We start from the raw sequence: 11,869 nt of genomic DNA on the forward strand, positions 1-11,869 counted from the left end.
CTCTCCGATCTCATTCTCGTTAGCCGCCGAGCGCGTCCTCGAGGAACGCGGCGAGCTGTGCCAGATGCTTGGACATCAGGCCGGTTGCGGGCGATGCCGCGGCCGGACGTCCGGTGTAGCGAACGCGCTGGTACTTCGCATCGATATGGGCAAGTACCCATTCCAGATACGGGTCGATGAACGACCATGCACCCATGTTCTTCGGCTCTTCCTGGCACCAGACCATTTCCGCGTTGCGGAAGCGGGAGAGCTCGTTGATGAGCGCCTTGGCCGGGAACGGGTAGAGCTGTTCGACGCGCAGCAGGTAGACATCGTCGATCCCGCGCTTTTCGCGCTCTTCGAGCAGGTCGTAATAGACCTTGCCGGTGCAGAGCACGACGCGGCGGATCTTGGCATCCTTCTGCAGCTTGATCGGGCCGTCCTTGATGACCTCGGCATCGTCCCAGAGGAGACGGTGGAACGAGGTCTCGCCGGCCATTTCGGCTAGGCCCGACACGGCGCGCTTGTGGCGCAGCAGCGACTTCGGCGTCATCAGGATCAGCGGCTTGCGGAAGTCGCGCTTCACCTGGCGGCGCAGGATGTGGAAGTAGTTCGCCGGCGTCGTGACGTTGGCGACCTGCATGTTGTCTTCCGCGCAAAGCTGCAGGAAGCGCTCAAGGCGAGCCGACGAGTGCTCCGGACCCTGGCCTTCATAGCCGTGCGGCAGCAGGCAGACGAGGCCGGACATGCGCAGCCACTTGCGTTCGCCGGACGAGATGAACTGATCGAACACGACCTGCGCACCGTTGGCGAAGTCGCCGAACTGGGCTTCCCAGAGCGTCAGCGCGTTCGGGCGGGCCAGCGAGTAGCCGTATTCGAAGCCGAGAACGGCTTCTTCCGACAGCATCGAGTTGATGACTTCGTAGCGCGCCTGGGTCGCCGACAGGTTGGCGAGCGGGATATAGCGCTCTTCCGTTTCCTGATCGTAGAGAACCGAGTGACGCTGCGAGAAGGTGCCGCGTTCGCAATCCTGACCCGAGAGACGGATCTTGTGACCTTCGGTGACGAGACCGCCGAACGCCAGCGCTTCCGCCGTTGCCCAGTCGATGCCTTCGCCGGTCGAGATCATGTTGGCGCGGTTTTCCATGAAGCGCTGGATCGTGCGGTGCGCATGGAAGCCTTCCGGGATCTCCGAAAGCTTGCGGCCGATTTCCTTCAGTTGCTTCATCGGCACGGCGGTCTTGCCGCGGCGCTGCTCATCGGCATTATCAGCCGTGCGCAGGCCCGACCACTCGCCGTCAAGCCAGTCGGCCTTGTTCGGCTTGTAGTGCTGGCCGGCCTCGAACTCCTGCTCGAGATGCGCGCGCCAGTCGGCCTTCATCTTCTCGACTTCGCCTTCGCTCAGCACGCCCTCGGAAACGAGGCGTTCGCTGTAGAGCTGCAGAACGCTCTTGTGGGCGCGGATGACCTTGTACATCTTCGGCTGCGTGAAGGACGGTTCGTCGCCTTCATTGTGGCCGTAGCGGCGGTAGCAGAACATGTCGAGCACGACAGGCTTGTGGAACTTCATACGAAATTCCATGGCGATCTTGGCGCCGTAGACGACGGCTTCCGGATCGTCACCGTTGACGTGCAGGATCGGCGCTTCGATCATCTTGGCGACGTCGGACGGATAGGGCGACGAACGCGAGAAGGCCGGGTTCGTGGTGAAGCCGATCTGGTTGTTGATGATGACGTGCATTGTGCCGGCAACGCGGTGGCCGCGCAGACCGGAAAGACCGAGGATTTCGGCAATCACGCCCTGGCCGGCGAAAGCCGCATCGCCGTGGATGAGGAGCGGCAGAACCTTGGCGCGCTCCGACAGCGGAATGATGTCGCCGTCCCAGACGGTGGCGCTCATGTCCTGCTTGGCGCGGGCCTTGCCCATGACGACCGGGTCGACGATTTCAAGGTGCGACGGGTTGGCCGTCAGCGACACGTGAACCTTGTTGCCGTCGAACTCGCGGTCCGAGGAAGCGCCGAGATGGTACTTCACGTCGCCGGAACCTTCGACTTCGTCAGGCGCGTAGGAGCCACCCTTGAACTCGTGGAAGATCGCGCGGTGCGGCTTGCCCATGACCTGGGAGAGCACGTTCAGACGGCCACGGTGGGCCATGCCGAACACGGCTTCCTTGAGGCCGAGATGGCCGCCACGCTTCAGGATCTGCTCAAGCGCCGGGATCAGCGATTCACCGCCGTCGAGGCCGAAGCGCTTGGTGCCCTTGAACTTGACGTCGAGGAACTGCTCGTAGCCTTCGGCTTCGATGATCTTCGACAGGATCGCCTTCTTGCCTTCGTTGGTGAAGGCAACGCCCTTATCAGGACCTTCGATCCGTTCCTGGATCCAGGCCTTTTCCTCAGGATTCGAAATGTGCATGAACTCGACGCCGATCGTCGAGCAATAGGTGCGCTCGAGGATCTCGATCATCTCGCGAACGGTGGCGTATTCCAGGCCGAGCACGTTGTCGATGAAGATCTTGCGGTCGTAGTCGGCTTCGGAGAAACCGTAGTTCTCCGGCGACAGTTCCTTGTAGTCTTCAACGGGAGCCGCGATGCCGAGCGGGTCGAGCTTGGCGTGCAGGTGGCCGCGCATCCGGTAGGCGCGGATCATCATGATGGCGCGCACGCTGTCGCGCGTCGCCTGCAGGATGTCTGCACCTTCGGTCGGCTTGCCGGCTGCTTCAGCCTTGGCCTTCACCTTGGTCTCGACGACCTTTTCGATCACGCCCCAGTCGCCGTCGAGCGCCGCGACGAGGTCGCCACTGGCCTGCATCGGCCAGTTCTTCTTGCGCCAGGATGCGCCCTTGGCGGCCCGCTTCACATCATCAGGATTGTCTTCCAGCGCCTTGAAGAAGGCGCGCCATTCTTCGTTGACCGATGCCGGGTCGTCCTCGTAGCGCGCATAGAGCTGCTCGATGTAAGCAGCGTTGGCGCCATCCAGGAACGAGGTGATCTGAAACTGCTCGTTGGCTTCTTGCCGTGCCATGGTGTTACGCGGACGCTTCCGCCCGCCTCCTGACTTTGTGATTTTGCCGATCCCATCGACCGGCTGCCGCATCTTCATGTTCAGCCGCCTGTCCGCGGCTCAGTCTTGGTTCGAACCGGGCAGCACGCAAAGCGCATCCTGCCCGGTGTATAGATTGGCTTAGCCCTTGAGGACTTCAACCAGCGTGGTGCCGAGGCGTGCCGGCGAAGGCGAAACCTTGATGCCGGCTGCTTCCATGGCAGCGATCTTGGATTCCGCATCGCCCTTGCCGCCGGAAACGACAGCGCCGGCGTGGCCCATGGTGCGGCCCTTCGGAGCCGTACGACCTGCGATGAAGCCGGCCATCGGCTTCTTGCGGCCCTTCTTGGCTTCGTCGATCAGGAACTGTGCTGCGTCTTCTTCAGCCGAACCGCCGATTTCGCCGATCATGATGATCGAGGTCGTGGCTTCGTCGGCCAGGAACATCTCGAGCACGTCGATGAACTCGGTGCCCTTCACCGGGTCGCCGCCGATGCCGACAGCCGTCGTCTGGCCGAGGCCTTCGTTCGACGTCTGGAACACGGCTTCGTAGGTCAGCGTGCCGGAGCGCGAAACGATACCGACCGAACCCTTGCGGAAGATCGAGCCCGGCATGATGCCGATCTTGCATTCTTCCGGCGTCAGGATACCCGGGCAGTTTGGCCCAAGCAGTCGCGACTTGGAGCGGTCGAGGCGAGCCTTGACGCGAACCATGTCCATGACCGGGATGCCCTCGGTGATGCAGGTGATGAACGGGATCTCGGCGTCGATCGCCTCGATGATCGCATCAGCGGCACCAGCCGGCGGAACGTAGATGACCGAAGCATCAGCACCGGTGCGTTCCTTGGCTTCGGCGACCGAAGCGAAGATCGGCAGGCTTTCGCCCTTCGAGCCGGTCCAGGTTTCGCCACCCTTCTTCGGGTGGATACCGCCGACCATCTGCGTGCCGTAATAGGCGAGCGCCTGTTCGGTGTGGAAAGTACCGGTCTTGCCGGTCAGGCCCTGAACGAGAACCTTGGTATTCTTGTTTACGAGAATAGACATCTATCAGGTCCCCAAATTAGGCGTTGATCGCCGCGACGATCTTCTTGGCGGCATCGTCGAGATCGTCAGCTGCCGTGATCGCGAGACCGGATTCGTTGAGGATCTTCTTGCCGAGCTCGACATTGGTGCCTTCGAGGCGAACGACGAGCGGAACCTTGAGACCGACTTCCTGAACCGCTGCGACAACGCCTTCGGCGATGACGTCGCACTTCATGATGCCGCCGAAGATGTTGACGAGGATGCCCTCGACCTTCGGGTCGGCCGTGATGATCTTGAAGGCAGCCGCGACCTTCTCCTTGCCGGCGCCACCGCCGACGTCGCAGAAGTTAGCCGGCTCCTTGCCGTAGAGCTTGATGATGTCCATCGTCGCCATGGCGAGGCCGGCGCCGTTGACCATGCAGCCGATGTTGCCGTCGAGAGCAACGTAGGCGAGGTCCCACTTGGAGGCTTCGATTTCCTTGGCGTCTTCTTCGGTCTCGTCGCGCAGCGCCTTGACGTCGTCATGGCGGAACAGCGCGTTGCCGTCGAAGGACATCTTGGCGTCGAGAACGCGCAGATGACCGTCCTTCATGACGATCAGCGGGTTGACTTCGAGAAGCGCCATGTCCTTTTCGCCGAACGCCTTGTAGAGCGCCGGGAACAGCGACTTGGCGTCTTCAGCGGCAGCACCCGAGAGCTCGAGGGCCTTGACGATCTTGGCAACGTCGTCAGCCGTTACACCCGTTTCCGGGTTGATGGCGATCGTGTGGATCTTCTCGGGCGTGTCGTGGGCGACAGCCTCGATGTCCATGCCGCCTTCGGTCGAAACCACGAAGGCAACCTGACCGACCGAGCGGTCGACCAGCAGCGAGCAATAGAGTTCGCGGTCGATGTCGGCGCCGTCTTCGATGTAGAGGCGGTTGACCTGCTTGCCGGCTTCGCCCGTCTGCGCCGTTACCAGCGTGTTGCCGAGCATTTCCTTGGCGTGAGCGACGACTTCGTCGATCGACTTGGCAAGGCGAACGCCGCCCTTGGCGTCGGGGCCGAGTTCCTTGAACTTGCCCTTGCCGCGGCCGCCGGCGTGGATCTGGCTCTTGACCACGTAGAGCGGGCCCGGCAGCGACTTGGCGGCGGCTTCGGCTTCCTCGACCTTGAGGATCGGCACGCCCTTGGCGACCGGCGCGCCATAGCCCTTGAGCAGAGCCTTGGCCTGATATTCATGAATGTTCATGGATCTATTCCTGTTTGGATTGCGTCAGCGGTCGGTCGGCTTATTTCAGCGACGGCGCGATGTTGATGCAGGCTTCGCACAGGCCGGCGACAGCGGCGACGGACTTGTCGAAGGCTTCCTTTTCGGCCTTGTTCAGGTCGATCTCGATGATGCGCTCGACGCCGCCGGCACCGATGATGGTGGGAACGCCGACATACATGTCCTTGACGCCGTACTGGCCGGAGAGCTGCGCTGCGCAAGGCAGGACGCGCTTCTTGTCCTTGAGGTAGGATTCAGCCATTTCGATCGCCGAAGCGGCCGGTGCGTAATAGGCCGAGCCAGTCTTGAGCAGACCGACGATTTCGGCGCCGCCATCACGGGTGCGCTGGATGATTTCTTCGAGGCGCTCCTTGGTGACCCAACCCATGGTGACGAGGTCGGTGAGCGGGATGCCGCCAACGGTGGAGTAACGTGCGAGCGGCACCATCGTGTCGCCGTGGCCGCCGAGAACGAAAGCGGTGACGTCCTGTACGGAAACGTTGAATTCCTTGGAGAGGAACAGGCGGAAGCGCGACGAGTCCAGAACGCCGGCCATTCCGACGACCTTGTTGGCCGGAAGGCCGGAGAACTTCTGCAGCGCCCAAACCATGGCGTCGAGCGGGTTGGTGATGCAGATCACGAAGGCGTTCGGGGCATACTTCTTGATGCCGGCGCCGACCTGTTCCATGACCTTGAGGTTGATGCCGAGCAGGTCGTCGCGGCTCATGCCCGGCTTGCGGGCGACGCCGGCGGTGACGATGCAGACGTCTGCGCCCTCGATTGCGGAGTAGTCGCTTGCGCCGGTCAGGTTGGCATCGAAGCCTTCAACCGGCGAGGACTGCGCGATGTCGAGGCCCTTACCCTGCGGGATGCCGTCGGCGATATCGAAGAGAACGATGTCACCCAGCTCCTTGAGGCCGGCGAGATGCGCCAGCGTGCCACCAATCATGCCAGAACCAATGAGAGCGATTTTGTTACGCGCCATTTCGGTGTTTCCTTTGCGACCAAAATTCGTCGGGCGACGCACTGAGGGGCTGCGCCCAATTGCCGCAATCGCATAGACCCTAAGGCCAAAAATGGCAACTGATTATTTTGAGACCAGCAATTTCAATCGTTTAGAAGACAAATTACTTACGTAAACGTAAGAGTTTTTGTCATGAAACTGCTATTCGGCGGCTCGTTTCTCGTGGTGCAGAGCTAGATATTCCGCACTCCGCATCTCGAAAAGGCGCGATGCCGTCCGGTCGAACTCGAAACCTTCGGTACCACGCGCTTGTGTCAACAAGTTCTCAGGCATGGCCGCCGCCGAGATATAGAGCCTCACCGCATGGTCGTAGAGCGTATCGACCAAAATGATGAAGCGCTTCGTCTGGTTCCGCTTCTCGGGTCCGAGCATGGGAACGTGATCGACAAATATGGCATCAAAGCGTTCGGAGATGACAAGGAAGTCGGCTGCACCCAGCGGCTTGTCGCAGAGATCGGAGAATGTGAACCGCGCCAGCCGGTCGACGGCGAGCGGCACATGGATCGAGCGCCCCTTCATCGGCAGCTCGATCGGCTGCGCCTTGCGCCCATGCAGCGCCTGGTTCCAGGCGGCATCCATGGCCATGTCGGCATGGCGGTCGAGCGGCGTGATATAGACGGGCAGGCTGTCGATCTTCTCCATCCGGTAATCCGTCGGAGAATCCAGCGTCACGGTCTCGACGTGCTTGTTGAGGAGATCGATGAACGGCAGGAAGAGACCACGGTTGAGGCCGTCGCGATAGAGGTTGACGGGCTCGACGTTGGACGTCGCGACCAGCACGCAGCCACGGCCGAACAGGTCGGAAAACAGCCGCGACAGGATCATTGCATCGGCGATATCGGTGACCGTGAACTCGTCGAAGCACAGAAGCTCGGCTTCGTCATAGAGTGCGGCACCCACGACCGGGATCGGATCGGCCTGCTTGGTCTCGCCGTTCTTCAGCCGCAGCCGGTGTGCGGCGATGCGGTTGTGCACATCGGCCATGAACTCATGGAAATGCGCCCGTCTCTTCTTGGAGCAGGGCGCCATGTCGAAGAACATGTCCATCAGCATCGTCTTGCCGCGGCCGACGCTGCCGTGAATATAGAGACCCTTGACCGGCTCGGAGGATTTCTTCTTGGCCGCGAACAGCCACCCGAGTGCGCTCGATTTCGCCGCCGGACGCTTCTGCTTGAGCTCCGACAACACCCGATCCAGGCATTTCGCCACATGCATCTGGGCGGAGTCGAGTTGAAGCGAGCCTGAGGCCGTCAGCGACTTCAATTGTTCGCTGACGCTCAAGCTGTAGTCTGGCATCGGTTGCATTGAGATAATCCGCCTGGAAAAGATCGGCGGAGCGAGCCGCCGGCTCGCTTATCGGCTGAGCGCGATCGGCTGGCCGCTGCTGGTCTGGCCGCTGAAGGCGTTGTCGGCGGTCTTGTAGACGCTGCCGATCTGGGTGCCGTTGCGGTCCTTGAGCAGGACCTGCTTGCCCGACACTTCCCAAGAGCCCATCGCCGTCAGCTCGCCGACGCAGCCGCGCGTACCGCCGCGCGAACCGCTGCCGAGGTTGGTAAGCGTCAGGAACATGTCGCAAGAGCCGTTGACCCGCCAGCTGCCGACCAGGGATTCCTTGGTGACATCGAGGCCGCCGCCATTGGCCGCCATTGCGCCACCGCCCTGCACGCCGCCCATCGGCGCCGTCGAGGCCGGAGCGGCCGGGAACTGCGAGGAACCACCGGGAGGAGGCAGCTGACCGCCCTGCACCGAAGGCACCGGCTGTGCCGTCAAAGGCGCCGGCGCTGCGCTGTAGCTCGCGTCGTTATAGGCCGTACGCTGGCAACCGGCGAGTGACAGAACAACCGCCATACCTGTCATCGCATATCGCAACTGCATCTGAATGCTCCCGAATGTCCGCTTTTGTCGCATGAAAATAGTAATTAGCTTATTTTCGAATGAACGTGTTTCACTTTGGTTAATCAAGCCGTAATGGCCGTGAATTGCCTGACGGAGCTAGGCCTGTGACAGCGCAATTCAACCTTTACGGCTGAGAACTTCCTGAAGATAGAATTTGTCAGCAAGGTGATGACCAGTCATTTCTTCTGGAAATGCTGTCGCCTGTTTCACGATTGAACGATGATCATCTCGCACCGGCAGGCATCGGCGGCCCGACAAGGGCCGCCGGATGGATGGCTCGCGTCAGACGCGGCGCTCGACCATCATCTTCTTGATTTCAGCGATCGCCTTGGCCGGGTTCAGACCCTTCGGGCAGGTCTGCGCGCAGTTCATGATCGTGTGGCAGCGATAGAGGCGGAACGGATCCTCGAGGTTGTCGAGGCGCTCGCCCTTGGCTTCGTCGCGGCTGTCGATCAACCAGCGATAGGCCTGCAGCAGCACGGCCGGACCGAGATAACGGTCGCCGTTCCACCAGTAGCTCGGACAGGAGGTCGAGCAGCAGGCGCAGAGGATGCACTCGTAGAGGCCGTCGAGCTTCTGCCGGTCTTCGTGGCTCTGCTTCCACTCGGTTGCCGGCGCCGGCGACACCGTCTTCAGCCAGGGCTCGATCGAGCGGTGCTGGGCATAGAAGTTGGTGAGATCAGGCACGAGGTCCTTGACGACGGGCATGTGCGGCAGCGGATAGATCTTCACCGAGCCCTTGATGTCGTCGAGACCCTTGGTGCAGGCCAGCGTATTCGTGCCGTCGATGTTCATCGCGCAGGAACCGCAGATGCCCTCGCGACAGGAACGGCGCAGCGTCAGCGTCGGGTCGATCTTGTTCTTGATGTAGAGCAGACCGTCGAGCACCATCGGGCCGCAGTCGTCGACATCGATGTAGAACGTGTCGATCGACGGGTTCTGGCCATCGTCAGGGCTCCAGCGATAGACGCGGAATTCGCGGGTATTGGTGGCACCGGCCGGCTTCGGCCACACCTTGCCTTCGCGTATCTGGGAATTCTTGGGAAGTGCGAGTTCAACCATGGTTATTTTCCTGTGGCGACGTGGAGCCGGGCAAGGCCGCTCCCAAAATACGAATCTTGTTGTCAAATCCAGCCGCGGAAGCCTTGGCGGCGAATTTTCGGTCGGCAGTCACGAGAATATCGTCGGCATCGTCGAGCGCACAGGCGAGATACATCGCGTCATAGATGGAGTGATCCATCGTGGAAGAAAGATCGAATGCGACATCGATCAGGTCTATCGATGGCACAAGGTGCTTGAAGGCCGTCTTCAACCTTGCAACAGCCTCCGAAGCCTGCGCGGTTGAGATGATGCCGGTGCGGATTTTCCTGCGAAGAACATGTGCCACTTCAGCCAGAACGATATCCGGAGCCTTCAACGCCGCTTCAGCCTTGGTCAACTGAATGGCGTCGAGATGATCTCCCTCATCGACGAACCATTTCACCACCACCGATGCATCGACGACAATCATCAGCGATCCCGCAATTCGCGAAGGATTTCGACGCTGTCGGTCTGCACGACGCCCTTCGGCGTCATTGCAGCGATACGAACGGCAGCGTCGTAGAGCGACTCCGCAGGTGTGTCGGCGACGGATGCGCTCAAGCGTTCGTTGACCTCTTCTTCCAACGTCCGCTTGTGCGCACGGGCAAGGTTCTCCAGCTTGGTCAAAAGGCTTTCATCGATCCTGATGCGCATTTCACCCATGATTTCGCTCCTTAAAGCGGCTCAGCCAGTTCTACCTTGCCACATTCCCCATCAGTAAACACGCGCCTTGGGCGCGATCTTCTGCGGGTCGATCCCTTCCGCGATCAGCTCGGTATGCACGGGGCGGTAGTCGAGCTTGACGTCGCCGGCGTCATTGACCCAGGCGAGCGTGTGCTTGCGCCAGTTGACGTCGTCGCGGCCGGCGAATGCGCCTTCCGTGTAGTCCTCGCGGGCGTGCGAACCACGGCTCTCCTTGCGCGCTTCGGCGCCGTAGATCGTCGTGATGGCGTTGGCCATCAGGTTCTGCAGCTCGAGCGTCTCGACGAGGTCGGAATTCCACACCATCGAGCGGTCGGTGACCTTGATGTCGCGCATTTCCTGCCAGATGGCCGAGATGCGCTGGCAGCCCGATTCCAGCGATTCCTGCGTACGGAACACGGCGGCGTCTTCCTGCATGGCGCGCTGCATCTTCTCGCGAAGATTGGCCGTCGGCGTAGAGCCGGAAGCATGACGCAGGCCGTCGAAACGGTCCATGATCTTGTCGCAGGCGGCAACGTTCAGATGCGGCACCGGTGCCGCGCGGTCGATGACTTCACCGGCGCGGATGGCGGCGGCGCGGCCGAAGACCACGAGGTCGATCAGCGAGTTGGAGCCGAGACGGTTGGCTCCGTGCACCGAGGCGCAGCCGGCTTCGCCGACCGCCATCAGGCCCGGAATGATCCGCTCCGGGTTGGAGCTGTCGGCGTTCAGCACCTCGCCCCAGTAGTTCGTCGGAATGCCGCCCATGTTGTAGTGAACGGTCGGCAGGACCGGGATCGGCTCGCGCGTCACGTCGACACCGGCGAAGATCTTGGCGCTCTCGGAAATCCCCGGCAGGCGCTCGTGCAGAACGGCCGGATCGAGATGGTCGAGATGCAGGAAGATGTGGTCCTTGTTCTTGCCGACGCCGCGACCTTCGCGGATCTCGAGCGTCATGCAGCGCGAAACGACGTCGCGCGAGGCAAGGTCCTTGGCCGACGGTGCGTAGCGTTCCATGAAGCGCTCGCCCTCGGAATTGACGAGGTAGCCGCCTTCGCCGCGCGCGCCTTCCGTGATCAGACAGCCGGAGCCATAGATGCCGGTCGGGTGGAACTGCACGAACTCCATGTCCTGGAGCGGCAGGCCGGCGCGGGCAACCATGCCGCCGCCGTCGCCAGTGCAGGTGTGTGCCGAGGTCGCCGAGAAATAGGCGCGGCCGTAGCCGCCGGTCGCCAGCACCACCATCTTGGCGGCGAAGCGATGGATCGTGCCGTCATCGAGGCACCAGGCGACGACGCCGGTGCAGCGGCTGCCGTCATCCGACATGATCAGGTCGAGCGCGAAATACTCGATGAAGAATTCCGCGTTGTGGCGCAGCGACTGGCCGTAGAGCGTGTGCAGGATGGCGTGGCCGGTACGGTCGGCAACGGCGCAGGTGCGCTGTACCGGCGGTCCCTCACCGTAGTTCTGCATATGGCCGCCGAACGGGCGCTGGTAGATCTTGCCTTCTTCGTTACGCGAGAAGGGAACGCCGTAGTGCTCGAGCTCATAGACCGCCTTCGGCGCTTCCATGGTGAGGTACTGCATGGCGTCGACGTCGCCGAGCCAGTCGGAACCCTTGACGGTGTCGTAGAGGTGCCACTGCCAGCTGTCGGGCGTCATGTTGCGCAGCGAAGCCGCGATGCCGCCCTGCGCCGCAACGGTGTGCGAGCGGGTCGGGAACACCTTGGTGATGCAGGCGGTCTTGAAGCCCTGTTCGGCCATGCCGAGCGTGGCGCGCAGGCCGGCGCCGCCGGCGCCGACGACGATCACGTCATAGGAGTGATCGATGTACTTGTAGGCCTTCCCGTTCTGAGCGGGGCCATTCTGAGCGGATGAATTCGATGCCATGATA

Annotated in this window: 10 protein-coding genes; all 10 read right to left on the reverse strand. The window is 61.8% G+C overall.

The features are described 5' to 3' along the window. Positions 1 to 19: 19 nt before the first annotated feature. On the reverse strand, positions 20 to 3,004 hold the full coding sequence (locus QTL96_RS29665; RefSeq protein WP_289730259.1) for a 2-oxoglutarate dehydrogenase E1 component: 2,985 nt from the start codon (positions 3,002 to 3,004) through the stop codon (positions 20 to 22). A 159-nt stretch (positions 3,005 to 3,163) separates the two neighbouring features. Then, positions 3,164 to 4,066 (reverse strand): succinate--CoA ligase subunit alpha, encoded by a 903-nt coding sequence (sucD, locus tag QTL96_RS29670; RefSeq protein ID WP_018902319.1) that lies wholly within the window; start codon positions 4,064 to 4,066, stop codon positions 3,164 to 3,166. A gap of 16 nt (positions 4,067 to 4,082) precedes the next feature. Beyond that, the gene (gene sucC / locus QTL96_RS29675; protein ID WP_047508728.1) at positions 4,083 to 5,276 is read right to left on the reverse strand and encodes an ADP-forming succinate--CoA ligase subunit beta; all 1,194 of its coding nucleotides are present in this window, start codon (positions 5,274 to 5,276) and stop codon (positions 4,083 to 4,085) included. A 40-nt stretch (positions 5,277 to 5,316) separates the two neighbouring features. Further along, positions 5,317 to 6,279, reverse strand: a complete 963-nt coding sequence (gene mdh, locus QTL96_RS29680; protein ID WP_018902317.1) for a malate dehydrogenase — start codon at positions 6,277 to 6,279, stop codon at positions 5,317 to 5,319. 180 nt (positions 6,280 to 6,459) lie between these two features. Then, the gene (zapE, locus tag QTL96_RS29685) at positions 6,460 to 7,623 is read right to left on the reverse strand and encodes a cell division protein ZapE (protein ID WP_018902316.1); all 1,164 of its coding nucleotides are present in this window, start codon (positions 7,621 to 7,623) and stop codon (positions 6,460 to 6,462) included. 48 nt (positions 7,624 to 7,671) lie between these two features. Then, a complete protein-coding gene (locus QTL96_RS29690) occupies positions 7,672 to 8,193 on the reverse strand; it encodes a protease inhibitor Inh/omp19 family protein (protein ID WP_112429340.1) in 522 nt (173 codons plus the stop codon). A gap of 303 nt (positions 8,194 to 8,496) precedes the next feature. Next, a complete protein-coding gene (locus QTL96_RS29695) occupies positions 8,497 to 9,276 on the reverse strand; it encodes a succinate dehydrogenase iron-sulfur subunit (protein WP_018902314.1) in 780 nt (259 codons plus the stop codon). Then, a complete protein-coding gene (locus QTL96_RS29700; protein WP_289730260.1) occupies positions 9,269 to 9,724 on the reverse strand; it encodes a type II toxin-antitoxin system VapC family toxin in 456 nt (151 codons plus the stop codon). The genes QTL96_RS29695 and QTL96_RS29700 overlap by 8 nt, the downstream gene beginning before the upstream one ends. Continuing rightward, positions 9,724 to 9,957 (reverse strand): hypothetical protein, encoded by a 234-nt coding sequence (locus QTL96_RS29705; protein WP_112941430.1) that lies wholly within the window; start codon positions 9,955 to 9,957, stop codon positions 9,724 to 9,726. The genes QTL96_RS29700 and QTL96_RS29705 overlap by 1 nt, the downstream gene beginning before the upstream one ends. Positions 9,958 to 10,008: 51 nt before the next feature. Then, positions 10,009 to 11,865, reverse strand: coding sequence for a succinate dehydrogenase flavoprotein subunit (gene sdhA, locus QTL96_RS29710; protein WP_283196007.1), 1,857 nt, complete (start codon positions 11,863 to 11,865; stop codon positions 10,009 to 10,011). Positions 11,866 to 11,869 lie beyond the last annotated feature (4 nt).

This window comes from Rhizobium sp. S163 (assembly GCF_030380805.1).
Classification (GTDB): domain Bacteria; phylum Pseudomonadota; class Alphaproteobacteria; order Rhizobiales; family Rhizobiaceae; genus Rhizobium.